At 61.2% G+C, this 24,171-nt stretch carries 23 protein-coding genes; 4 read left to right on the top strand and 19 right to left on the bottom strand.

What is annotated here, in order from left to right:
• Positions 1-49: 49 nt before the first annotated feature.
• Complete coding sequence (locus ACMVPR_RS03810) at positions 50-1,447, top strand: helix-turn-helix domain-containing protein (RefSeq protein ID WP_416881781.1); 1,398 nt, start codon at positions 50-52, stop codon at positions 1,445-1,447.
• Positions 1,448-1,528: 81 nt separating this feature from the next.
• Here ACMVPR_RS03810 and ACMVPR_RS03805 read toward each other — a convergent pair whose 3' ends face one another.
• The 8 genes from ACMVPR_RS03805 to bchE all read right to left on the bottom strand — a co-directional run bounded on the left by ACMVPR_RS03805 (position 1,529) and on the right by bchE (position 8,464).
• Entirely contained in the window at positions 1,529-2,104 is a 576-nt protein-coding gene (locus tag ACMVPR_RS03805) for an N-acetylmuramoyl-L-alanine amidase (protein WP_416881780.1), read from the bottom strand.
• An 83-nt stretch (positions 2,105-2,187) separates the two neighbouring features.
• Positions 2,188-2,895: a hypothetical protein gene (locus ACMVPR_RS03800; protein WP_416881779.1), complete on the bottom strand. Its 708-nt coding sequence runs from the start codon at positions 2,893-2,895 to the stop codon at positions 2,188-2,190.
• A 23-nt stretch (positions 2,896-2,918) separates the two neighbouring features.
• On the bottom strand, positions 2,919-4,403 hold the full coding sequence (gatA, locus tag ACMVPR_RS03795; protein WP_416881778.1) for an Asp-tRNA(Asn)/Glu-tRNA(Gln) amidotransferase subunit GatA: 1,485 nt from the start codon (positions 4,401-4,403) through the stop codon (positions 2,919-2,921).
• On the bottom strand, positions 4,403-4,690 hold the full coding sequence (gene gatC, locus ACMVPR_RS03790) for an Asp-tRNA(Asn)/Glu-tRNA(Gln) amidotransferase subunit GatC (protein WP_416881777.1): 288 nt from the start codon (positions 4,688-4,690) through the stop codon (positions 4,403-4,405). The genes gatA and gatC overlap by 1 nt, the downstream gene beginning before the upstream one ends.
• A 151-nt stretch (positions 4,691-4,841) precedes the next feature.
• The gene (locus ACMVPR_RS03785; protein ID WP_416881776.1) at positions 4,842-5,744 is read right to left on the bottom strand and encodes an HWE histidine kinase domain-containing protein; all 903 of its coding nucleotides are present in this window, start codon (positions 5,742-5,744) and stop codon (positions 4,842-4,844) included.
• Between the two features lie 24 nt (positions 5,745-5,768).
• Complete coding sequence (locus ACMVPR_RS03780) at positions 5,769-6,005, bottom strand: hypothetical protein (RefSeq protein WP_416881775.1); 237 nt, start codon at positions 6,003-6,005, stop codon at positions 5,769-5,771.
• Between the two features lie 193 nt (positions 6,006-6,198).
• On the bottom strand, positions 6,199-6,870 hold the full coding sequence (gene bchJ / locus ACMVPR_RS03775; protein WP_416884612.1) for a bacteriochlorophyll 4-vinyl reductase: 672 nt from the start codon (positions 6,868-6,870) through the stop codon (positions 6,199-6,201).
• On the bottom strand, positions 6,800-8,464 hold the full coding sequence (gene bchE, locus ACMVPR_RS03770) for a magnesium-protoporphyrin IX monomethyl ester anaerobic oxidative cyclase (protein ID WP_416881774.1): 1,665 nt from the start codon (positions 8,462-8,464) through the stop codon (positions 6,800-6,802). Before bchE ends, bchJ begins: the two co-directional genes overlap by 71 nt.
• A gap of 138 nt (positions 8,465-8,602) precedes the next feature.
• Here bchE and ACMVPR_RS03765 point away from each other — a divergent pair, with 138 nt between their 5' ends.
• On the top strand, positions 8,603-9,295 hold the full coding sequence (locus ACMVPR_RS03765) for a metal-dependent hydrolase (RefSeq protein WP_416881773.1): 693 nt from the start codon (positions 8,603-8,605) through the stop codon (positions 9,293-9,295).
• A 77-nt stretch (positions 9,296-9,372) separates the two neighbouring features.
• Here the strand turns inward: ACMVPR_RS03765 and ACMVPR_RS03760 are convergent, their stop codons facing one another.
• Positions 9,373-10,662, bottom strand: a complete 1,290-nt coding sequence (locus ACMVPR_RS03760) for an O-acetylhomoserine aminocarboxypropyltransferase/cysteine synthase family protein (protein WP_416881772.1) — start codon at positions 10,660-10,662, stop codon at positions 9,373-9,375.
• Positions 10,663-10,888: 226 nt separating this feature from the next.
• Between ACMVPR_RS03760 and ACMVPR_RS03755 the strand changes: the two genes are divergently transcribed.
• Positions 10,889-11,878: an NAD(P)H-quinone oxidoreductase gene (locus ACMVPR_RS03755; RefSeq protein WP_416881771.1), complete on the top strand. Its 990-nt coding sequence runs from the start codon at positions 10,889-10,891 to the stop codon at positions 11,876-11,878.
• A 47-nt stretch (positions 11,879-11,925) separates the two neighbouring features.
• Here ACMVPR_RS03755 and glpK read toward each other — a convergent pair whose 3' ends face one another.
• The 9 genes from glpK to glpD all read right to left on the bottom strand — a co-directional run bounded on the left by glpK (position 11,926) and on the right by glpD (position 21,664).
• Entirely contained in the window at positions 11,926-13,416 is a 1,491-nt protein-coding gene (gene glpK, locus ACMVPR_RS03750; RefSeq protein WP_416881770.1) for a glycerol kinase GlpK, read from the bottom strand.
• A gap of 153 nt (positions 13,417-13,569) precedes the next feature.
• Positions 13,570-15,282 (bottom strand): ABC transporter substrate-binding protein, encoded by a 1,713-nt coding sequence (locus ACMVPR_RS03745; protein WP_416881769.1) that lies wholly within the window; start codon positions 15,280-15,282, stop codon positions 13,570-13,572.
• 77 nt (positions 15,283-15,359) lie between these two features.
• Complete coding sequence (locus ACMVPR_RS03740; RefSeq protein ID WP_416881768.1) at positions 15,360-15,638, bottom strand: DUF2160 domain-containing protein; 279 nt, start codon at positions 15,636-15,638, stop codon at positions 15,360-15,362.
• A gap of 97 nt (positions 15,639-15,735) precedes the next feature.
• Positions 15,736-16,035: a GIY-YIG nuclease family protein gene (locus ACMVPR_RS03735; protein WP_416881767.1), complete on the bottom strand. Its 300-nt coding sequence runs from the start codon at positions 16,033-16,035 to the stop codon at positions 15,736-15,738.
• Positions 16,036-16,122: 87 nt separating this feature from the next.
• Complete coding sequence (locus tag ACMVPR_RS03730; RefSeq protein ID WP_416881766.1) at positions 16,123-16,989, bottom strand: carbohydrate ABC transporter permease; 867 nt, start codon at positions 16,987-16,989, stop codon at positions 16,123-16,125.
• 4 nt (positions 16,990-16,993) lie between these two features.
• On the bottom strand, positions 16,994-17,863 hold the full coding sequence (locus ACMVPR_RS03725; protein ID WP_416881765.1) for a carbohydrate ABC transporter permease: 870 nt from the start codon (positions 17,861-17,863) through the stop codon (positions 16,994-16,996).
• Positions 17,863-18,960, bottom strand: coding sequence for an ABC transporter ATP-binding protein (locus tag ACMVPR_RS03720; RefSeq protein ID WP_416881764.1), 1,098 nt, complete (start codon positions 18,958-18,960; stop codon positions 17,863-17,865). Before ACMVPR_RS03720 ends, ACMVPR_RS03725 begins: the two co-directional genes overlap by 1 nt.
• A gap of 9 nt (positions 18,961-18,969) precedes the next feature.
• Positions 18,970-20,058: an ABC transporter ATP-binding protein gene (locus ACMVPR_RS03715; protein ID WP_416881763.1), complete on the bottom strand. Its 1,089-nt coding sequence runs from the start codon at positions 20,056-20,058 to the stop codon at positions 18,970-18,972.
• A 10-nt stretch (positions 20,059-20,068) separates the two neighbouring features.
• Positions 20,069-21,664, bottom strand: a complete 1,596-nt coding sequence (glpD, locus tag ACMVPR_RS03710) for a glycerol-3-phosphate dehydrogenase (RefSeq protein ID WP_416881762.1) — start codon at positions 21,662-21,664, stop codon at positions 20,069-20,071.
• Between the two features lie 242 nt (positions 21,665-21,906).
• On the opposite strand from glpD, the gene ACMVPR_RS03705 reads away from it, so the two are divergent.
• Positions 21,907-22,671, top strand: coding sequence for a DeoR/GlpR family DNA-binding transcription regulator (locus ACMVPR_RS03705; RefSeq protein WP_292263964.1), 765 nt, complete (start codon positions 21,907-21,909; stop codon positions 22,669-22,671).
• Here the strand turns inward: ACMVPR_RS03705 and ACMVPR_RS03700 are convergent.
• Positions 22,668-24,146: a cobyric acid synthase gene (locus ACMVPR_RS03700; RefSeq protein WP_416881761.1), complete on the bottom strand. Its 1,479-nt coding sequence runs from the start codon at positions 24,144-24,146 to the stop codon at positions 22,668-22,670. The two genes, ACMVPR_RS03705 and ACMVPR_RS03700, sit on opposite strands and share 4 nt — an antisense overlap.
• Positions 24,147-24,171 lie beyond the last annotated feature (25 nt).

Below are 24,171 nucleotides of genomic sequence, written 5' to 3'. Positions count from 1 at the left end.
GCAAACTCGGGCCTGACAGGTTGCAAAGCTGCAAAGCGCCGAGGATGCCATGCCCACCCAGAAACTTTATGCCGGAGCCAAACTGCGCGAGATCCGCACCCGGCTGGGCATCACGCAACGCGACTTCGCCGCCAAGCTGGGCGTGTCCCTGCCCTATCTGAACCAAATGGAGAACAACAAGCGCCCGCTGTCGACCACGGTCGTGCTCGCACTGGCGCAGGAGTTCGGCATCGATGTCACCGAACTTGGTCAGGGCGACGCAGAGCGCATGATCTCGGACATGCGCGAGGCGCTGGCCGATCCGGTGTTTGCCGATGCCGCACCCCCCATCGCCGACCTGCGCCTGACGGCATCGAACGCGCCGGGGCTGGCACGAGCGTTTCTTGAACTGCACCGCGCCTACCGTCAGACCCACGAACGCCTCGCATCATTGGACGAGGCTTTGGGTCGTGAAGGCGCGCAGCTTCAGCCATCCCCATGGGAAGAGGTGCGCGACTTCTTTCACTATTGCGACAACTACATCGACGCCGTGGACAAGGCGGCCGAGCGCGTGGCGACCAAGCTGACGGGAACCGACCGCGTGCGCGCCGCGATTCGCGGGCTGGAGGCGGAAGGGCTGCATGTCAGGTTTGCCAACGTGCCCGACCTGCGCCGGTTCGATGAATTGCGACAGGAGTTGACGCTGTCCTCATTGGCAGCACCAGAAACCCAGACCTTCCAGATGATGCTGCAACTGGCGTTGACCCGGCATGGCAAGCTGCTGGATGCGACGCTCGATCTGGGACGCTTCCAGTCGGACGCCGCCCGCGCCATCGCGCGGCTGGGGCTGGCGAACTACTTTGCCGGTGCGGCGGTCATGCCCTACGGCCAATTCCTGCAAGCCGCCCATGACACGCGCCACGATCTGGAGCTGATGGCCCGTCGCTTTGGTGCCTCCATCGAGCAGGTGGCGCACAGGTTGTCGACCCTTCAGCGGCCCGGCGCCAAGGGCATTCCGTTCTTTTTTGTCCGCGTCGATCAGGCCGGTACGATCACCAAGCGCCATTCCGCCACGCGGCTGCAATTCGCCCGCTTCGGCGGAGCCTGTCCCTTGTGGAACGTACACCGCGCCTTCGAAACACCGGGGCGCTTCCTGCGCCAATTGGCGGAAACGCCCGACGGGGTGCGCTACATCTCGCTGGCGCGCGACGTATCGAAAACCGGCGGGCACTTTGGCGCGCCAGTGCGGCGCTACGCCATCGCCCTGGGGTGCGAGGTCAAACACGCGGGCGCGCTGGTCTATGCGGATGGATTAGACCTGAACCGCGATGGTGCGTTTGAGCCGATTGGCATCTCCTGCCGCATCTGCGAGCGGGCGAATTGCCACCAACGCTCGGTGCCACCCTTGGAGCGTAAGCTGACCATTCAGCCGCATCGGCGGGGGATTCTGCCCTACGAATTGAGTTGATCGCGGACGATGCGCTCACGGCACGATCAGCCTTGGGGGCTCTGCCCCCAAACCCCCGAAGTATTTTGAAACCAGAGAAGATCAGGACGCGGCGACAGGCCAGCGTTCCGCGAGATTGGCCATGATCGCGCGGTCGGTGTCGTCCAGCGGGCCTGAGGCATCGGGGCGAAAGCGCAATCGAAAGCTGTGCAGCAGCGTGTCGAGCGGGACGTCGGCGGTATAGCCAAAGCGGCGGGCGTTTTCTTCGAAATCCCCTGAGCCGTCAGCTTCGGGCCAAATGGCCAGCCCTTGGCGTGCAAGTCGCAACCAGTCGAAGCGCGCACCGGGGTCAATCTTGCGGCCCGGCGCCATGTCGGAATGGCCGATCACCCGTTCGGGAGGGATGTTGTGGCGCTCCATGATTCCGGCAACGAGACTTTCGAGAGCATCCATCTGTTTGGCCGCGAAGGGCGTGTTGCCCGTGTTGGAGATCTCGATGCCGATGGAGCGGGAATTGACGTCCGTCACCGACCCCCACGCCCCTGCCCCTGCATGCCAGGCGCGGTCCGCCTCGTCGACAAGGTGCCAGACCCTGCCATCGGGCGCGATCACGTAATGCGCCGAAACCTGTGCATCCGCGTGACACAGCCAGTCCCGCGCCTTTTCGGCGCAGTCCATCGCCGTGTAATGCAGGACGATCAGGTCAGGTCGCGCGCCGTCGCGCCGCGGCCCGCAATTTGGCGAGGGATGCCAGAGCGGCGTCAGTTGCGCACCGCGCGGAACGGTGCCGGATCCCAGCCACAGGCAAAGCCATCGCCATCGGGATCAAGGTTCTGCCGGTCCCGTTCCGGCCCACCTGTTGCAAGGAATTCCTCTTGCGCCAGGTCTGCCGAGGTGAAGGCTGCGCAATTGCGCAGGTGCCGGTTCTCGGACGCAAAGGACGACCGGCGATAGATCGGCGCACCTTTGGGATTCGTGGTTTGCAACGCATATGCCACGATGTTCGGCGTGTTGGTTCCGGGCCGCGTGGGCAATGCCTCAGGCGCGATGATCTGATACCGGGCACGGTTCTGTGCGATCAGCGCGGCATCGCCTTCGATGCTGCGGGTGTTGGCAACAGCGTCGAAGTTGTTTTCCTCGGATATCCCGGCTGCGTTGGCCACGATCTGAGGAGCGGGATTGCCCGGCGAGGCCTGCACCGGATCGACACCGGAATTGGCGCGACGTGCTTCGAGAGCGGCAGCGTCAAGAGGACCTGTGGCCGAGAGCGGCGCTCCGGTCACCGTGGGCGGTGCGCCGATGGTGGTCGGCGCAGCACGGCCTTCGAGCACAGCGTCGCGTTGTTGCTGGTAGCCATCGATGCGGTCGAAGCCCACGGCACTGTCTGGAATGCTTGGGCTGCACGCGGTCACGACAAGAAGCGCTGCGCCCCCGGCCAGTGCGCGGATAATGCCGTGTGTCTGGATCATGTCCTGCCTCATTCGGCGTGAAGTTACCACCATTGGGTGGGCTTTGCCACAAAGCCCGCCGCCTGCTCCAATGCGTAGGCGGTATTCAGCAAATCGCCCTCTTCCCACGGCCGTCCAATCAGTTGCAGACCCAGCGGCAGGCCTTGGCTGTCCAGCCCGGTCGGCACCGAGATGCCCGGCAGTCCGGCGAGGTTGACCGTCACGGTGAAGACGTCGTTGAGATACATTTCAACCGGGTCGGTCACTTCTTTGCCCAGCTCAAATGCGGAAGACGGCGTGGCCGGTGTCAGGATCGCGTCCACGCCTTCGGCAAAGACGTCTTCGAAGTCTTTCTTGATCAGCGTGCGGACCTTGCGGGCGCGGTTGTAATAGGCGTCGTAGAAGCCTGCGGAGAGCACATAGGTGCCGACCATGACGCGGCGCTGCACCTCTTTTCCGAAACCTTCGGCGCGGGTTTTCTCGTACATCTCGGTGATGCCGTCACCCTGCGCCAGTTTCGCGCGGTGGCCGTAGCGCACACCGTCGTAACGTGCGAGGTTCGACGACGCTTCGGCAGGCGCGATCACGTAATAGGCAGGCAACGCGTATTTGGTGTGCGGCAGGCTGATATCCTTGATCACCGCGCCTGCGTCTTCGAGCATCTTGCGGCCGTCGGCCCAGAGCGCCTCGATCTCGTCCGGCATGCCGTCCATGCGGTATTCACGGGGTATGCCGATGGTCTTGCCCCTGATGTCGCCGGTCAGCATCGCCTCGAAGTTCGGCACGGCCAGATCGGCGCTTGTACTGTCCTTGGGGTCGTGACCGCACATCGCCTCGAGCATGATCGCGGCGTCGCGCACGTCTTTGGTCATCGGACCGGCCTGATCCAGCGAGGAGGCAAAGGCGACGATGCCCCAGCGCGAGCAGCGCCCATAGGTTGGCTTGATGCCGGTGATGCCGGTGAAGGCAGCTGGCTGTCGGATGGAGCCGCCGGTGTCGGTGCCGGTGGCGGCAAGACAGAGGTCGGCAGCAACGGCGCTGGCCGAGCCACCGGACGATCCACCCGGCGTCAAAGCAGTGGCGTCATTGCCGCGCCGCCACGGGTTGATCGCGTTGCCATAGGTCGAGGTCTCGTTCGACGAGCCCATGGCGAACTCGTCCATGTTGAGCTTGCCCAGCATCACGGCACCTGCGCCAAACAACTGGCTTGTGACGGTGCTTTCGTATTCCGGCTTGAACCCGTTGAGGATGGCACTCGCAGCCTGAGACGGCACGCCCTTGGTGCAAAACAGGTCCTTGATCCCGAGCGGAATACCGCAGAGATCAGGCGCGCCCCCGGCCTTGATCCGGTCATCGGCGGATTTCGCCTGCCCCATGGCAACTTCGGGTGTCTTGTGTACGAACGCGCCCAAGGCATCGGCCTTGTCGATGGCGGCAAGGCAGGCTTCGGTCAGTTCGACAGAGGTCACGTCGCCTTTGCGCAGCGCGTCGCGGGCCTCGGAGATTTTGAGCTTAGTCAGATCGGTCATTATTCCACCACCTTCGGCACGGCGAAAAAGCCCTCGCGGGCGTCGGGCGCGTTGGACAGGATTTTGTCCTGCATCCCGCCATCGGTGACGCCGTCCTGCCGCCGCTTGAGGCGCATCGGCTCCACGCTGACCATCGGCTCGACACCCTCCACATCGACCTCGTTCAGCTGCTCGATAAAACCGAGGATATTGCTGAATTCCTGGGCCAGCGCAGGCAAAGCGTCTTCTTCGACGCGGATGCGCGCAAGCTTGGCCACACGGGCGGCGGTTTCGATGTCAATGGACATGAGGCGAGGTCCCCTCGGTTTCTGCGAATAGCGGATCTTTGGCAGCGTTTAGCTGTAGCCGGGGGTGGGTTCAAGTGGCGCGACCGCTGCTTCACCGCGACGTGCGCGATTGCAAGTCCAGCATGCGTGGAGAAGCGGCATGACTCCGGTCTCAGACCTCGAACACGGAAAGCGGCAGGCTGAGCGAATGGACGACTCCAGTGTTGCGCCAATCGCTGTCCATCGCGCCGTTCATCTGGCGCTCGACCGTCGCCTCGATCAGCTTGCTGCCGAAGCCCTTGTCGGTCGGTGCTGCGGCAATCTCTGGTCCGCCCTCTTCGTGCCAGACGATCCGGACGGTTTCTTCCTGCTGCGCGCCGGTGACCGAGACCCGCCCGTCCCCGTGTGACAGCGCGCCGTACTTGGCCGCGTTGGTGGCCAATTCGTGAATCACGAGAGAGAGATCGGTGACCGCACGCCCAGCAAGACGCAGTTCCGGAAGATCGATATGAAGCTGCGCGCGACCGGATGTCAGATGCGGGCTCACCAGCCTTTCAGTAAGCGCATTCAGGTCGAGGGTTTCCGCATCGCCCCGGCCATCGGACAACGCCGGGCTGACCATCGAGTGCGCGATATCAAGCGCGGAAAGGCGTCCTTTGAGGACATTGGCCATATCAGCCGGGGTGTCCGCGCTCCGGGCTGTCATGGAGATCATGCCCCCGACCACGGAAAACAGGTTCTTCACCCGGTGATTCATCTCGCGGGCCAGCGTTTCCATGCCGTCGCGTTCGTGGCGCAGCTGCAATTCGGTTTCGATCATCGCGGCAAGATCGGTCAGCACCGATACATCCTCGTGCGTCCAGGTGCGCGGCTGGCTGTCGATGGCACAGAAGGAGCCGATGGGTTCACCGCTTGGCGCGTGAATGGGGATGCCGAGATAAGCCACAACGCTCAAATCCGGAATCGCCAGATTGTCCCGGAGCAAGGGATGATCGCGGGCATCGGACACCGCCAAGGCACGGTCATGCGACACGACATACTGGCAGAACGAATGGCTGAGCGGCGTTACTTGCACGGCGCTCGCGCCTCCCGGCAAGCCTCACTGTGCCTTGAAGTACTGCCGGTCTGCATCAACGAAAGACGCAAGACCGACCGGCACACCAAGAAAGGCAGTCGCAAGGCGCGCAACGCGGGTGAACCCCTCTTCCGGCGTGCTGTCCATGATTCCGGTCGCGTCCAAAGCTGACAACCGCGCAGGATCGGACAACCGCGCCTCGTGGTCGGTCGCAGCCTGTGACGGAAACGGCGTTGCACCGCTTGGTTTCTGCATATTCATACGCGCTGCCCCCCAGTGACGCGTCCCTCGACCAATCTCTCAAAAAAACAAACCTGCACCCACCCCTGAGCACAGGTCTTCATGCGGTTTAAAGGGTGTCAGCCGCTGTAAAGTCGCATGTCCGGCGCACGATAACGCCCAATCCTGCGCAGGCAAAGCAGGAATGTCAGATTGTTCAAGATTTTCTGCGTTATCAGTGGGTTCCGATTGTCAGCGCATACTGACAAACCTGATGCCCCGGCATCGCGCAACAGGCCGTTTCAATGCATTGAGCACGGGGATGCACCAGCGACCGATACAGATACTCGAACACGGCGGCATGCCAATGGCAGAGCGGCACTTCGCTGTGTTCGCCCTGCACGATGGGATTGTGGGCGATTTCGAACCGCCATGGGCTTATCGCCGTGAAGGCCCCTGACCCGGCAAAGGTCCAGGCATGTTTGCCGATGGCTGCAGACAAGGCGCGGGCAGCGAGTGGCGCAGGCAACAGCCTGAGCACACCCTGAACCGGTTTGGGGATGCGATGTGCAAGGATGTACTCGGCCGTCCCCCGCCCGGCGCGAGCGGCAAGTTCCGCCGCCATCTCGGGCTCATCCCGGCGCAACACCTGATGGAGCCGCGCCGCATCGCCTTCGGGGATCATCTGCGTGCCGTCCGGCACCTCGAACACCCCTGCTTCGGCCAGCATCTGCACCACCCGCGCCTCGCCGCCGATCCGTTCGATCTGTGGCAGAAGCTGCAGGATGGCGTTTGGCCCGATCAGCGCGCCGGTGTGGCCAGTTGCGCGGGCATCCTCAGACGTCCTCCATTTGCTGCGACCCCCCTCCGCAGGCTTTGATTTCGGCCCCGTTCGGAAGCTTGAAATCCTGCGTGCGTTCGGCTGAGCGTTCTTTCATCTGCGCCTTCACGGCTTCGCGGCGTTCCTTGGCCGCAGCGGCCTTGTCGGCAGAGGACACCCAATCCTCCATCTGCGCCTCGGCGATGGTGCGGCTGTCGTCGAAATGGAAGTCGAGCTTGTTCTTGGATTGCGGGCCAGTGTAGCCTACCTTACCCAAGTCGTAGAACGTGCGCCCCACACCGGCCTTGAGAAAGGCGTAAAGACAGCCCAGCAGATACCGCCGCCGGAACCCAGTGCCGCGCCATGGATAGTGGAACAGCGCCTTTTTCATGTAGAACCGGCGGTAGTTGTTCATCACCCCGTCGAGCAATTCTCCGCGTTCCATCGCGGCAGGTTTCATAATGGGTGTGACGAAGTTATAGCGACTGAAATCAAAGACTTCGACTTGATCCTTCAACTCCTGAAACAAGGGCGTGAAGGGCCAAGGCGTGTACATCGACCAGTTCGCCAGATCAGGCTGCCAGTCCCAGGCCATCTGGTAGGTCTCTTCCAGCGTTTCCGGCGTTTCGTTATCCAGACCCACGATGAACTGCGCTTCGACAAGGATGTCAGCCTCACGCAGCAGGCGGATCGCGGTCTTGTTCTCGTCGACCTTGGTTTCCTTGTTGAAAATGTCGAGCTTCATCTGTGCCGCGGCTTCGGTGCCAAGGGACACGTGCACCAGACCCGCCTTGCGGTAGAACTTGAGCAGATCGCGGTCGCGGTAGATGTCGGTCACGCGGGTGTTGATGCCCCACTTGACCTTGTCCGGCAGGCCCCGGTCGATCAGTTCCTGACAGAAGGCGACGAATTTCTTCTTGTTGATGGTGGGTTCTTCGTCAGCAAGGATGAAGAAACCGACACCATGGTTCTCCACCAGATCCTCGATCTCATCCACCACGTCCTTGGGATCGCGCACGCGGTAGTCGCGCCAGAATTTCCACTGGGAACAGAACGAACAGGTGAATGGACAGCCGCGCGCAAGGTTGGGGATCGCCACGCGCGTGCCGAGCGGTATGTAGATGTATTTGTCCCACTCCAGAACGGTCCAGTCGGGTTTGATCTTGGACAGGTCTTTGACCGTGCTCGCCGCCGGGGTCGCGACGATCTGGTCGCCATCCATGAAGGCGAGACCCTTGATCTTGTGCTTGTCCGCAGGCCAGCGCCCGTCCTCGATGGCAAGCATCAGCTCGGTGCAGATCTCCTCACCCTCGCCACGCACGATCACGTCGACCCACGGCGCCTCGGACAGGACTTGCTTGTACATGAAGGTCGCGTGTACCCCGCCCAGCATCCGCACGGCGTTTGGCACAACTTCGCTGGCGACCTTGAGCACATCCTCGGCGCGGTAAATCGACGGGGTGATCGCGGTCACACCCACCACGTCAGGCTTGATCTCTTCCATGCGCTTGGCCAGATCGGCGTCGGACACGTTGTCGGTCATGGCATCAATGAAATGGATGTCGTCAAATCCTGCCTGCCGCAGATGGCCGGATAGATACGCCACCCAAGCCGGTGGCCAAGTGCCCGCGATCTCGGCCCCGCCAGAGCGGTAATTCGGATGGACAAACAAAATGCGCATGGCGACTCTCCCCGTGTTGTAAACTTATCCTGACACTTTGTGTGTCCGATTTGATTGACATAGATCAAAATGCCATCAGACCTTTCCCACCGCGACGTCTGTGCTAGCCTTGGAGCAAACAAAGAGGGAGGTTTTCAGATGAACATCATATGGCTTGGGCATGGATCGTTCCGGATCGAAGTTGGCGATCAGGTGCTGCTGATCGACCCGTGGCTAAACGGAAATCCGATGATGGAAGGTCACGACAAAGACGCGGCCATCGCGGGCGCGACGCATATCCTTGTGACCCACGGGCACGGCGATCACACGGCAGATGTGGTCGAGATCTCGGGCAAAACCAGTGCTCCGGTCTCCGGCATGGTCGAACTCGCAAAACACTTGCATGGGCTGGGTGCCACGGCAGGTCACGCCTTCAACAAAGGCGGCACGATCACGTTGGGCAATGTCGCAGTAACGCTGGTGCCCGCATCGCATTCGTCGACCATGCAGGTCGGGGACATCCCGCGTTACATGGGCATGGAGACCGGTTTCATCCTGCGCGGGGATGGCAAGACGCTCTATTTCTCGGGGGATACGTCGATCATGGCCGACATGGACTGGATCGGGGATTACTACAAACCCGATATCGGCATCCTGTCAGCGGGTGGCTACTACACCATGGACATGGCAGGCGTGGCCTATGCGGCGAAACGGTATTTCGACTTCAAGACGCTGATCCCCTGCCACTACCGAACCTTCCCGGCGCTGGAGCAATCCGCCGAAGGGCTGATCCGTGCACTGCCAGATGTGGATGTGATCGAGCCGCAGGTGATGGCGGCAATCACGGTCTGAGGTGGGGGCAAGCCCGTTCGAACGGGCTTGCCGCATTTTCGAAAATGCGGGTAAGGCCCTTCGAAGGGCCTTCCGCCTTACAAGGTCGCGTTCAACGCCTTGTTCAGATCGGCAATCAGGTCCGCCGGGTCTTCGATCCCGATGGAGATCCGCACCACGCTTGGGCCTGCACCTGCCGCTTCCTGCTGTTGGGGCGTCAACTGACGGTGCGTGGTCGAGGCCGAGTGGATCACAAGGCTGCGCGTGTCGCCAAGGTTCGCCACATGGCTGAAGATCTCGAGCGAGTCGACGAACTTCACACAGGCGTCATAGCCGCCCTTGAGCTTGACCGTGAACAACCCACCCGCGCCTTTCGGACAAATCCGCGCAACCCGGTCGTTGTAGGGTGAGGACGGCAGGCCCGCATAGGTCACGGCCTCAACCGCGTCATGGGTTTCAAGCCAGGACGCCACTTCCATCGCGTTCTCGACATGCTTCTGCATCCGCAGCGACAGCGTCTCGATCCCCATCAGCGTGTAATGCGCCGCCTGCGGGTTCAGCGTCATGCCCAGATCACGCAGACCGATGGCGATGCCGTGGAAGGTGAAGGCCAGCGGGCCAAAGGTCTCGTGGAACTTGAGCCCGTGATAGGCGGGCTCTGGCGCGCTGAGTGACGGGAACTTGTCATTGGCGGACCAGTCGAAACGGCCCGAGTCCACCACGACACCGCCGGTTACGGTACCGTTGCCGGTGAGGTACTTGGTCATCGAGTGCACCACCAATGTGGCACCATGTTCGATCGGGCGGCAGAGGTATGGCGTGGCCGACGTGTTATCGACAATGAGCGGAATGCCGGCGTCGTCCGAGATCGCGGAGATCGCATCAAGATCGGTTATGTAGCCGCCCGGGTTGGCGATGGATTCGCAAAACACCGCGCGGGTGTCATCGTTGATCGCTGCCTTGACCGCGTCCAGATCATCGAAATCGACAAACGTCGCGGACCAGCCGAAGCGTTTGATCGTCTGGCTGAATTGCGTGACCGTGCCGCCGTAAAGACGGGTCGAGGCGACGATGTTCTTGCCAGGCCCCATCAGCGGGAACAGCGCCATGATCTGCGCCGCATGGCCCGAGGAACAGCAAACCGCGCCGACACCGCCTTCGAGGGTCGCAACCCGTTCCTGCAGCGCAGCCACGGTCGGGTTGGTCAGTCGGGAATAGATGTAGCCCACTTCCTGAAGATTGAAGAGCGCCGCAGCGTGATCGGCATCGCGGAACACGTAAGCGGTGGTCTGGTAGATCGGCACCTGCCGGGCGCCGGTGGCCGGATCGGGCCGTGCGCCAGCATGGATCTGAAGCGTGTCGAAACCGTAGTCGGGTCCGTCGGTCATGGTTTTCTCCCCTTTGGAATATCTGGTTGGGCACAGGATTAGGGCATCGCGGGAGGGCTCACAACTGTTGGTATGTGCGAAAAAACGAACGCACGGGGTCACCGGCCTGTGCAAGGAACGATGTTTCGTATTTGGCGGACAACCCAAAACGCCGGTTCTGTGGGCTTGCAGAGCGTCTGCAATCTGCGACACAAGGAGAACCAACCAGACAGGAGCCTGCCCCGCCATGACCCTTCCCGCGACCATGACCGCTGTCGAAATTTCCACCCATGGCGGACCCGAGGTCTTGCAGCCCGTGACGGTCCCAGTGCCTACACCCAAGGCTGGCGAAATCCTCATCAAGGTCGCGTATGCCGGGGTCAACCGCCCCGACGCGCTGCAACGCGCGGGTCTCTACAATCCGCCGCCCGATGCTTCGCCCCTGCCCGGTCTCGAAGCCGCAGGGACCGTGGCGGCGGTTGGTCCCGGTTTAGCGCGCTGGCAGGTGGGCGATGCGGTAACGGCCCTGCTGCCCGGCGGAGGGTATGCAGAATACGTGACCACCTACGCGGACCATGCGCTGCCCGTGCCCGAGGGCATGCCAATGGATCAGGCCGCAGCGCTGTGCGAGACATATTTTACCGTTTGGTCAAATGTGTTCCGTCGCGGAGGCTTGAAGGCGGGTGAGCGGTTCCTTGTGCATGGCGGCTCAAGCGGCATCGGGACAACCGCCATCCAACTCGCTGCCCTGCGCGGCGCGCGGGTGTTCACCACGGCTGGATCGGCAGACAAATGCGCTGCTTGTGTCGGTTTGGGGGCCGAGGCGGCTTGGAACTACCGCGAGGTGGATTTTGTCGACGCAATGCAAGCGATGGGCGGTGCCGATGTGATCCTCGACATGGTCGGCGGCGACTACATCCCGCGCAACGTCAAGGCGCTGGCCGATGACGGGCGGCTGGTGCAGATCGCATTCCTGCAAGGGCCAAAGGTCGAGATGAACTTCACCCAGATGATGACCCGACGGCTGACCCTCACGGGATCAACTCTGCGGCCCCAGTCTGTCGCGGCCAAAGCCGCAATCGCCCGCGATCTGGAGGCCGAGGTCTGGCCGCATCTGGCGTCGGGCCGCATCGCGCCGGTGATGGACAGCGAATTTGCGCTGGCGGATGCATCCAAGGCGCATGCGCGGATGGAAGGATCGACCCATATCGGGAAGATTGTGCTGAAGGTGGGGTGAGGCTTGAAGGGCTTTCGAAAGCCCTTCAAGCCGCGTCGACGCGGCTTTTACCCCGCAAATCCAATCGTCGCATCAATCGCCCGCTTCCACGCGCCGTATTTCCGATCGCGCACATCCGCCGCCATGTCCGGCTCGAACCGGCCATCCACCGCCCATTGCGCGGCAAACGCCTCCATGTCGGGCAGAACGCCTGCCTTGTAGCCCGCAAGCCACGCCGCCCCCATCGCCGTGGTTTCCAGCACCTTGGGCCGTTCGACGGGCGCATCGATGATGTCGGACAGGAACTGCATGGTCCAATCGGACGCGCTCATACCGCCGTCGACCCGCAACGCGGTTTCGGACGTACCAGACCAGTCCGCCTTCATTGCCTCCAGCAGATCGCGGGTCTGGTAGCCAACGCTTTCCAGCGCCGCGCGGGCAAACTCCTCTGGCCCGGAATTGCGGGTCAGGCCAAAGATCGCGCCCCGGCATTCGGCATTCCAATAGGGCGCGCCAAGGCCGGTGAACGCGGGCACCAGCACCACCTCTTGCGTGTCGTCTGCCTTTTCCGCCAGCGGCTGAGTCTCTTTCGCCTCGCGGATGATCTTGAGCCCGTCGCGCAGCCATTGCACCACCGCCCCCGCGATGAAGATCGACCCTTCCAGCGCATAGGTCGGCTTACCGTCCAACTGATACGCGATGGTCGTCAAAAGCCGGTTGGTCGAGGTCACGGGCGTGTCGCCTGTGTTCAGCAGCGCGAAACAGCCCGTGCCATAGGTGGATTTCAGCATCCCCGGCTTGAAGCATGCCTGCCCCACGGTCGCCGCCTGCTGGTCGCCCGCAATGCCACAGATCGGGATCGCGCGGCCAAAGAGATCGGCGCGGGTTTCGCCAAAATCGGCGGCGCAATCCTTGACCTCGGGCAGCATCGACATCGGGATGCCCAGCTTGTCACAGATCGTCTTGGACCAGCGGCCTTTGCGGATGTCATAAAGCATCGTGCGCGCGGCGTTGGTGGCGTCGGTGACATGGACCTTGCCCCCGGTCAGGTTCCACACGAGCCACGTATCCACGGTGCCAAAGGCCAGCTCTCCAGCCTCGGCCCGCGCGCGGACACCGGCCACATTGTCGAGAATCCACGCCAGTTTCGTGCCGCTGAAATATGGGTCCAGCAGCAAGCCAGTGCGGTCGGTCACCACATCTTCGAACCCTTCGCCCTTCAGCCCCTTGCAGAACTCGGATGTACGGCGGTCCTGCCAGACAATGGCGTTGAACACAGGCTTGCCGGTGGCGCGGTCCCAGACCAGCGTGGTTTCACGCTGGTTGGTGATGCCGATGGCGGCGATGTCAGCGGTTCCGCCGCCGGCCTTTTCAATGGCGGCGCGGCAGGTGGCGGCGGTGGTGGACCACAGGTCCGACGGGTCATGTTCGACCCAGCCGCTTTGCGGGTAGTGCTGGGCGAATTCTTCCTGCGCCGAGGCAACGACGGTCAGGGTTTCGTCAAACAGGATGGCGCGCGTCGAGGTCGTGCCTTGGTCGATGGCAAGGATATGGGTCATGTGCGGCGGGCCTCCCTTTGTCTTTTGTTCAAAGGACCACCCGATGTCACCGGGTGGTCCGTTTTTTACATTCCCGTCGTCACCGGGCCTGTCCCGGTGATCTCTACGGTCAGAGGCCCTCGGGTCAAGCCCGAGGACGACCTTGTATCAGGCTTACTGCCAGGACTTGATCAGCTCGTCATAAGAGACGGTCTTCGGCTCTTCGTCCTCGTTCTCGAGCTTGGGGTACGGTGCACCCGGCTGGTCGAACCAATACTGCGCGTCACGCTCTTCGTTCATGACCGGGCCGAGATCGCCCTGGACGCCTGCACGCTCAAGACGCTCAAGCACGCGTTCCTGATCGGCGCAGAGTGCATCAAGCGCTTCCTGCGGGGTTTTCGCACCGGACATTGCGTCGCCGATGTTCTGCCACCACAGCTGAGCCAGCTTCGGGTAATCCGGAACGTTGGTGCCGGTCGGCGACCATGCCACACGTGCCGGGGAACGGTAGAATTCCACCAGACCACCCAGCTTGTCCGCACGTTCGGTGAAGCTGTCATGCTGCACCGTGGACTCGCGGATGAAGGTCAGACCCACATGGGACTTCTTCACGTCGACGGTCTTGGAGGTCACGAACTGCGCATAGAGCCATGCGGCCTTTGCACGATCCACCGGGGTGGACTGCATGAGTGTCCAGCTGCCTGCGTCCTGGTAGCCGACCTTCTGGCCTTCTTTCCAGTAAACGCCATGCGGGCTGGGCGCCATGCGCCACTTGGGTGTGCCGTCTTCGTTCATCACCGGCAGGCCGGGCTTCACGGTGTCCGCAGTAAACGCGGTGTACCAGAACATCTGCTGTGCGATGTTGCCCTGAGCGGGGATCGGGCCCGCTTCGGAGAAGGTCATGCCGGCCGCTGCGGGCGGTGTGTACTTTTCCAGCCATTCAATCGCCTTGGTCACAGCATAAACCGCCGCGGGCGAGTTGGTGGCGCCGCCACGAGCCACGCAGGACCCGACGGGCTGCGAGTTCTCGTTCACGCGGATGCCCCATTCATCGACCGGAAGGCCGTTGGGTTCACCCACGTCGCCCATGCCAGCCATGGACATCCACGCATCGGTGTAGCGCCAGCCAAGGCTGGGGTCTTTCTTTCCGTAGTCCATGTTGCCAAAGACTTCGCCTTCGACGCCCATGTGGCTCAGGTCACGACCGGTGAAGAACTCGGCGATGTCCTCGTAGGCCGACCAGTTGACCGGAACGCCAAGATCGTAGCCGAACTTTTCCTTGAAGTCGGCCTTGTTCTTTTCGTCGTTGAACCAGTCGTAGCGGAACCAGTAGAGGTTGGCGAACTGCTGTGTCGGCAGCTGATAGACCTTGCCATCAGGGCCAGTTGTGAAGCTGAGGCCGATGAAGTCGGACAGATCCAGCGTCGGCAGGGTCACGTCAGCACCCTCGCCCGCCATCCAGTCGGTCAGGTTGCGCACCTGCTGATAGCGCCAGTGCGTGCCGATCAGGTCGGAGTCGTTGATGTAGCCGTCGTAGATGTTCTCACCCGACTGCATCTGGGTCTGGAGCTTTTCCACCACGTCGCCTTCGCCGATCAGGTCATGGGTGACCTTGATGCCGGTGATACGCTCGAATGCCGGGGCAAGAACCTGGCTTTCGTATTCATGCGTGGTGATCGTCTCGGACACGACCTTGATTTCCATGCCCTGGAACGGCGCCGCTGCGTCCACGAAGAACTGCATCTCCGCTTCCTGCTCGGCACGGCTGAGCGACGACAGATCGCCGATCTCCGCATCGAGGAACGCACGGGCTGCGTCCATGTCGGCAAATGCCGGACCCGCAAGGATCAGCAGCGCCGCGGTTGAGGATTTAAGGTTCAAGTTCATTAGGTTCCTCCCAGTTATTCAGAACTTGGTTGAAAGGTGGCACCGCCCCGAAATCGGGACAATACCGGGTTCTTCGATTACACCCAGCGAAACACTGCTGCAGCGTAGAGCGCGCACACCGCCAAGGCCCAAGGCTGGTTTTCTCCGACCAGTCCAAGCCAGGCGAGGTTGATAAAGGCGCTGCCCAGAAGCGTGATGAACAAACGATCACCGCGCGTCGTTTCGATCCGCAAGATGCCGGTGCGGGGCGTCTCGGGAAATTTGATTGCAAGGAACGTGAAGACGATCAGCAGGCTCGCGATCACCATGAAGAAAATCGCGGTCGGCCATGTCCATGCCATCCATGAAAGATCCATCAGAGGGTCCTCCTGTTCATATTGCGCCCGTCATCCTCGGGCTCGACCCGAGGATCTGTTTGGCAAGAGGTCCTCAGGCTCGACCCGAGGATGACGGTCAAAGGGTGATGTCGTCCCACAAATCCCGCCACTCGGGATTGTGTGCTTCGATCAACGCGATCTTCCAATCGCGCAACCAACGCTTGAGGTTCTTTTCGCGCTGGATGGCTGCGCTGGGTCCGTCGTGTTGCTCCAAGAAAACCAAACGTTCCAAATTGTACCGATCGGCAAAGCCCGGGCAAAGATGGTTTTTGTGCTCCCAGACGCGCCGGACCAGGTCGTTGGTCACTCCGATGTAGAGTGTTCCGCGCGGTTTGTTGGTCATCATGTAGACGAACACGTCCAATACTTCCGTCATCCTCGGGCTTGACCCGAGGACCTCGGTGGCATGAGATCCTCGGGTCAAGCCCGAGGATGACGGAGGGATGGTTAACAACTCGTTGCATCACACCCGTCCCAGGGCAAAGCCCTTGGCGATGTAGTTGCGGACGAAATAGATCACCAAAGCGCCCGGCACGATGGTCAGCACACCAGCCGCGGCAAGGACACCCCAGTCGATGCCCGAAGCGCCCTGTGTGCGCGTCATGATCGCGGCGATGGGTTTCGCATCCACCGTGGTCAGCGTGCGCGACAGAAGCAGCTCCACCCACGAGAACATGAAGCAGAAGAACGCTGCCACACCGATGCCGCTCGAGATCAGGGGCATGAAGATCCGGGTGAAAAAGCGGCCAAAGCTGTAGCCGTCCAGATACGCGGTCTCGTCGATCTCTTTCGGGACACCGCGCATGAAACCCTCAAGGATCCACACCGCGAGCGGCACGTTGAAGAGGCAATGCGCCAAGGCCACCGCGATATGCGTGTCGAAGAGGCCGACCGACGAATACAGCTGGAAGAACGGCAGCGCAAACACGGCGGGTGGGGCCATGCGGTTGGTCAGCAACCAGAAGAACAGGTGCTTGTCGCCCATGAAGTGATAGCGGCTGAACGCATAGGCGGCGGGCAAGGCCACGGCCAGGGAAATCACCGTGTTCATCACCACATAGATGAGCGAGTTCACATACCCCATGTACCAGCTCGGGTCCGTCAGGATCGTGCGGTAATTGTCGAGCGTCAGATCATTCGGCCAGAGCGTGAACGTGTTCAGAATCTCCGTATTCGTCTTCAGGCTCATGTTCAGCAGCCAGTAGATCGGCAGCATGAGGAACAGCAGGTAAAGCCCCATCACGATGGCCGATCCATTGACCTTGACGCGCTTCTTGGTGCCGCCTGCGGTCAGATCACCGGGAATGCTGGTGGTGGTTGCGTCAGCCATTGGTTCAGCCCTCCCGCTTATCGAGGTTGGTCATCACGGTGTAGAACACCCATGAAATCAGCAGGATCACGAGGAAGTACATGATCGAGAACGCAGCCGCCGGTCCAAGGTCGAACTGACCCAAGGCCATCTTCACAAGGTCGATGGACAGAAGCGTGGTGGTGCTGCCGGGGCCACCGCCGGTGACGACGAACGGCTCGGTATAGATCATGAAGCTGTCCATGAAGCGTAGCAGGATCGCGATCATCAGCACGCCCATCATCTTGGGCAGCTCAATGAAGCGGAACACTTTCCAGCGCGACGCCTGATCGATCTTGGCCGCCTGATAATAGGCGTCCGGGATGGATTGCAGACCGGCATAGGCCAAAAGCGCCACCAGTGAGGTCCAGTGCCAGACATCCATCACGATTATCGTGACCCATGCCGCAAAGGGATCGTTGGTGTAGTTGTAATCGATGCCCATCGCTGCCAGCGTGTGCCCCAAGAGGCCAATGTCGACCCGGCCAAAGACCTGCCAGATGGTGCCGACCACGTTCCACGGGATCAACAGAGGCAATGACATGAAGACAAGGCAGAAACTGGCCCAGAAGCCCTTTTTCGGCATGTTGAGCGCGACAAAAACCCCCAGCGGAATCTGGATCAGCAGGATGATGCCCGAGAACATCAACTGCCGCCCCAACGCGCCCCACATGCGGTCGTCGTTGAGCATTTCCTCGAACCACTCAAGCCCTGCCCAGAAGAACTGGTTGTTCCCGAACGTGTCCTGCACCGAGTAGTTGACCACCGTCATCAGCGGGATCACCGCCGAGAACGCCACGAGGATCAGCACAGGCAGGACAAGAAACCACGCCTTTTGGTTGACTGTCTTCTCCATCAGGCGGCCTCTCCCACGGATTGCGATTGATCGGGTGCGATGCGCCAGTCGTTGACGTAGACATTCACCTGTGCCGGGTCGAACGAGACACGGTTCATGTCGGCGCTGACCTGTTCGTCCTCGCCTGCAATGATGTTGATATCATGCCCTTCGAAAGTTGCGCGAATGATCTTGTGTCGGCCCACATCTTCGATCCGGCGGACCGTGACGGGCAGGCCTTCGGACTGGTTGAGCTTGGCGAATTCGGGGCGGACGCCGATTTCGACCTTGCCGCTGGCCGGTTTGTAGCCGCCCGCGAGTTGGATCGTCTGCGACCCGACCTTCGCTGTGGTGCCCTCGACCTGTGCAGGCAGAACGTTCATGCCGGGCGAGCCGATGAAGTACCCGACAAACGTATGCTCGGGGCGTTCGAACAATTGCTCTGGCGTGCCGATCTGCACCACGCGACCGTCATACATGACCACGACCTTGTCGGCGAAGGTCAGCGCCTCGGTCTGGTCGTGAGTCACGTAGATCATGGTGTGGCCGAAATCGTGGTGCAGCTTTTTCAACTGCGTCCGCAATTCCCACTTCATATGCGGGTCAATCACGGTCAGAGGTTCATCGAACAGCAGCGCGTTCACGTCCTTACGGACCATGCCACGGCCAAGGCTGATCTTCTGCTTGGCATCCGCCGTGAGGCCACGGGCCTTTTTCTTCAGCATGTCCTCCATGCCGATCATCTTGGCGATTTCCTGCACGCGGGCAGCGACATAGGCCTCATCGCGTCCGCGATTGCGCAGCGGGAAGGCAAGATTGTCGTGAACGGTCATCGTGTCGTAGACGACCGGAAACTGGAACACCTGCGCGATGTTGCGTTCCGCCGTAGGCGCGTGGGTCACGTCTTGGCCGTCAAACAGAATGCGGCCCTGCGACGGATGAAGAAGCCCAGATATGATATTGAGAAGCGTGGATTTTCCGCAGCCAGACGCCCCCAAAAGCGCATACGCGGCACCGTCATCCCAATCGTGGTTCAACTCCTTGAGGGCGAAATCATCCTCGGATTTCGGGTTGGGCAGATAGGAATGTGCCAGATTATCGAGTGTGATCTTTGCCATATCCGTTCCTCAGGCCGCCAGCGCGTAAGACGCGGGGGCGATCATCTTGCCCTGCTCGTCGAAGACATAAACGTGACGTGGGTCCAGCCACACATTCAGGTCTTCGCCCAGTTTCAGATCATGCACTCCGTGGATCAGACCCACCCAGCGTTGGCCGTGGTGATCCAGATGCACAAAGGTTTCCGACCCGGTAAGTTCGGTCACGGTCAGTTGCGTCGTGAACGACATCGCGTCTGCTGAATGCTGGCTGATCTCCAGATGATTGGGTCGGAACCCGGCCGTGTATTTGCCATCGGGCAGATCGGCCAACCGACCCATTGCCGTCGTCGACGTGTTGTTGCCAAAGGTCAGTTGGTTGCCCGTCTTGGTCACGGCAAGGAAGTTCATCGGCGGATCGCTGAACACCCGCGCGGTGGTCGCATCCACCGGCTGGCGGTAGACCTCGGGCGTCGGGCCGAACTGCGTGACCCGGCCCTCCCAAAGCGTGGCGGTGTTGCCGCCCAGCAAAAGCGCCTCTTCGGGTTCCGTTGTGGCGTAGACGAAGATCGAGCCCGATTCCTCGAAAATCTTCGGGATTTCGATGCGAAGTTCCTCGCGCAGCTTGTAGTCAAGGTTGGCGAGAGGCTCATCCAGCAGGACAAGGCCCGCGTTCTTCACCAGCGCCCGCGCCAGAGCACAACGCTGCTGCTGACCGCCTGAGAGTTCCAGCGGCTTGCGGTCGAGCATCGGGGTCAGCTTCATCAACTCGGCGGTTTCGCGCACGCGGCGGTCAATCTCGGCCCGGTCGACCCCCATGAGCTTCATCGGGGATGCGATGTTGTCGTAGACGGTCATCGACGGGTAGTTGATGAACTGCTGGTACACCATCGCGACCTTGCGATCCTGCACGCGCATCCCAGTGACATCCTTGCCCTGCCAGATGATCTTGCCGGTCGCGGGCACATCCAGCCCTGCCATCAAACGCATCAGCGATGTCTTGCCCGACAGGGTTGGCCCCAAGAGCACGTTCATCGTGCCTTTTTCCAGCGTCAGGTCCGTGGGGTAGATGTGCGTCTGCCCCTCCACGACCTTGGACACGCCCTTAAGCTCGAGTGTCATGTCCAGCCCCTTATTCTGCGGCCTTGGACAGGGAATGGCGATGCTCTGCCATCCATGCGTCCAATGCGGTAATCTGTTCAGCGCTCAGTCGCAGACCAAGCTTGTTGCGGCGCCACACGACGTCTTCGGCGGTGTGGGCATATTCGTGTGTCATCAGCCAATGCACTTCGGCTTCAGTCAGGGTCGCGCCAAAATCGCGGCCCAGATCGCCCGCTTCCTTGGCGGTTCCGAGGATTGCAGGTGCCTCTGTCCCGTAAGCGCGGACAAGGCGGCGGGCCCAGAAGGCATCAAGAAATGGAAACGCGTCCTGCAGCTTGGCCACTTGCGCATCGAACCCATCAACCGGGAAATCGCCGCCGGGCAGCGTGACACCTGCGGTCCAAGGGCCTTTGACGTTCGGCAACTGCTCGGCGATCTTTTCAAGCGCGCTTTCGGCGAGGCGTCGATAGGTCGTGATCTTGCCGCCAAAGATGTTCAGCACCGGCGCACCGCCATTGGCATCGACCTTGAGCGTGTAATCGCGGGTCGCCGCCGTGGCGCTGCTGGCGCCGTCATCATAGAGCGGTCGGACGCCGGAATAGGTCCAGACCACATCGGCGTCTGTCAGGTCCTGCTTGAAGTACTGGTTGGCAAAGTTGAGCAGGTAGGACTGCTCTTCCGGGGTGCAGACCGGTTTGTTTGCCGGATCGTCATGTTCGGCGTCGGTGGTGCCGATCAGGGTGAAATCGGTCTCATAGGGGATCGCAAAGATGATCCGGCCATCCGTGCCTTGGAAGAAGTAGCACTTGTCGTGATCGTAGAGCTTGCGCGTCACGATATGCGAACCACGGACAAGGCGGACGCCCTCTTTCGAATTCAGCCGTACCTTGGTCTGGATGATGTCACCGACCCAGGGACCACCCGCATTCACCAACATCTTCGCGGTATGTGTGCGGGTTTCGCCGCTTTCGGTATTTTGCGTTTCGATGCGCCAGAGATCACCGTCCCGCGCCGCCGACAGAACTTTCGTACGCGGCAGGATCATCGCCCCCCGCGCCTCGGCATCGCGGGCATTCAGAATGACCAGACGCGAATCCTCGATCCAGCAATCCGAATATTCGTACGCCTTGGCAAACCGATCCTCGAGCGGCGCACCTTCGGCGGTACCGCGCAAACCAAGCGTCTTGGTGCCCGGCAGAATTTTGCGTCCACCCAGATTGTCATAAAGGAAAAGACCAAGGCGGATGAGCCAAGCGGGACGACGCCCTTTCATCCACGGCATGATGAAACTCAGCAGGCGCGACGTTGGCGTGTCGGATTCGAACCGCATATCCTCATGATAAGGAAGGACAAATCGCATCGGCCAGCTTATATGCGGCATCGCTTTGAGCAGCACTTCACGCTCGACCAGTGCTTCGCGCACAAGACGGAATTCGAAATATTCGAGATATCGCAGACCGCCATGAAACAGCTTGGTCGACGCAGAGGACGTTGCAGAGGCGAGATCGTTCATTTCGGCGAGCGTCACCGACAGCCCACGACCAGCCGCATCCCGTGCGATCCCGCAGCCGTTGATGCCCCCACCGATGATGAAAAGATCTATTGGTTCGACGTTTTGGTCGATCACCGCGCGCCACCTCCCAATGCCACGTATGTCAGGTGCAATGTATGCGGATTGAGTCGCTTTCACGCAAGGCGATTTTTTTCGTTTATGTTCGTTTTTGTCTATCCGACTGAAACTAAAAGAAATTTGACATTAGGGTTTTGCGACCTAAGCCCGCTATGATCAGAAAACCGGCACAACCCCGATGTGACGCGACGGAATCAGAGCCGATCCACTTTCGAAACTTGACAAGACCGAGACCCCTTATGTCCCACGCCTTTCGCCACCGTGACATTCTGGACATCGCGCGCAAGGAGGGGAAGGTCACGGTCGAAGGATTGGCCCAGCATTTCGGCGTGACGCTCCAGACCATACGCCGCGATCTGTCCGATCTGGCTGAGGAAGGTCGGCTTGAACGGGTGCATGGCGGGGCGATGCTGCCTTCAAGCACCAGCAATATCGGCTATGAACAGCGCCAGTCATTGAATGCCAAGGCCAAGACAGCCATGGCCAAGGCCTGTGCCGAACGTATCCCCAACAACATTTCGTTGTTTCTGAACATCGGCACCAGCACCGAGGCCGTGGCGCGCGAATTGCGCAACCATCGCAACCTGCTCGTGATCACCAACAACATGAACGTGGCGAACATTCTGGCCGAAACGCAGGAATGCGAAGTCGTGGTGACGGGCGGCAACCTGCGCCGCGCCGATGGCGGCCTGGTGGGCAAACTGGCGACCGAAACGATCCTGCAGTTCAAGTTCGATCTGGCGATCATCGGCTGTTCGGCGCTGGATCGGGATGGCGATCTGCTCGATTTCGACATTCAGGAGGTGAGCGTGAGCCAAGCCATCCTGCAACAATCGCGCAAGACCTATCTGGTGGCCGACGCGTCCAAGCTGAAACGCAACGCCCCGGCACGTATTGCGTCCCTGTCCGAGATCGACACCCTGTTCACTGATGCGCCCCTGCCCGCTGATCTGCCCGCCAAATGCGCCGCCTGGGACACCGAAGTGGTGATCGCGCGGCCCTAAACCTTGATCGGACGGGCCGCCCCCAAGAGGCCGTCAATATCGAGATGCTGTTCCATATGGGCCGCGAGTTCGTTCAGAGTGCGCTCGACAGTGCGCGTGTAGTCGGCGCCTCCTGACGCATGGCCCATCTGGCGCAGGAACGCCTGCCGGAACCCACCATTGGCGAACAGCCCGTGCAGGTAGGTGCCCATCACCCGACCATTCCCCGAAATCGCCCCGTCTGGCATATGCCCGATCCGGGCAAAGGGGCGCATGGCGTCGGGACCAGAGGTCTGGCCGATGTGGATTTCGTAGCCGTCAAAGCCCATGCCCGTTGGCACATGCACCGCATCAACGAGGGTCAACGTCTTGCGCGGCTGCATCGTGGTTGTCACGTCCAGAAGCCCCAATCCCGGCGTTGAACCCGCATCGCCCTCCAACCCATCGGGATCGTCAATCCGTGTTCCAAGCATCTGGTATCCGCCGCAAATACCCAAGACCCGACCACCGCGCCGCAGATGAGCGAGGATGTCGATGTCCCATCCCTGCGCGCGCAGAAACGCCAGATCGGCGCGGGTTGATTTGGTGCCCGGCAGAACGATCAAATCGGCATCACCCGGTAACGCCTGCCCCGGTGGCACCATGGTCAGGCGGATGTTCGGTTCGGCCTTGAGCGGATCAAGATCATCGAAATTGGCGATCCGCGACAGCATTGGACAGGCGATATGGAACCCCTGCCCGCCGCTGGTCTCGGCCAGTTCGACCGCATCCTCGGCAGGCAGCAGATGCGCCGCGTCGAACCACGGCAGCACGCCATATCCCGTCCAACCGGTGTGGTCTTCGATGGCGCGATACCCGTCCTCGAACAGGGATACATCACCGCGAAACTTGTTCACAAGGAAACCTGCCACCTGAGCCACATCTTCTTCCATCATCACCGTGCGTGTGCCGACAATCTGCGCGATCACCCCACCCCGGTCGATGTCTCCGGCAAGGATCACCGGCACATCCGCGGCACAGGCAAATCCCATATTGGCAATGTCACCGCGCCGCAGATTGACCTCGGCCGGGCTTCCCGCGCCTTCGACAAGGATCAGGTCGGCGGTCCGGGCAAGCGTTTGAAAACTTTCGAGAACCACGTCGAGCAAGATACCCCGATCCTCGCGAAAGCGTTTTGCCTCCAGCCAGCCACGCACTTGCCCCTGCACGATGACCTGCGATCCCCGGTCGCTTTCGGGCTTGAGCAAAACCGGGTTCATATGCACCGACAACTCGCGCCCGCAGGCAATGGCCTGCAACGCTTGCGCACGACCGATCTCGCCCCCATCGGCGGTGACGGCTGCGTTGTTCGACATGTTCTGCGGCTTGAACGGTGCCACGGAAAGCCCGCGCAGATGCGCCGCGCGGCACATACCCGCCACCAGCATGGACTTGCCGACATTCGACCCGGTGCCCTGGATCATCAATGCGCGTGCGTTGGATTGTGCGGATGTCATTGCGCTGCCCTCAAGGCTTGGGATC

It is taken from the genome of Marivita sp. (genome assembly GCF_048006345.1).
In the GTDB taxonomy this organism is placed as follows: domain Bacteria; phylum Pseudomonadota; class Alphaproteobacteria; order Rhodobacterales; family Rhodobacteraceae; genus Marivita.
Note: the sequence above shows the minus strand (reverse complement) of the source record. Positions and strands in the feature narration are given on the sequence as shown.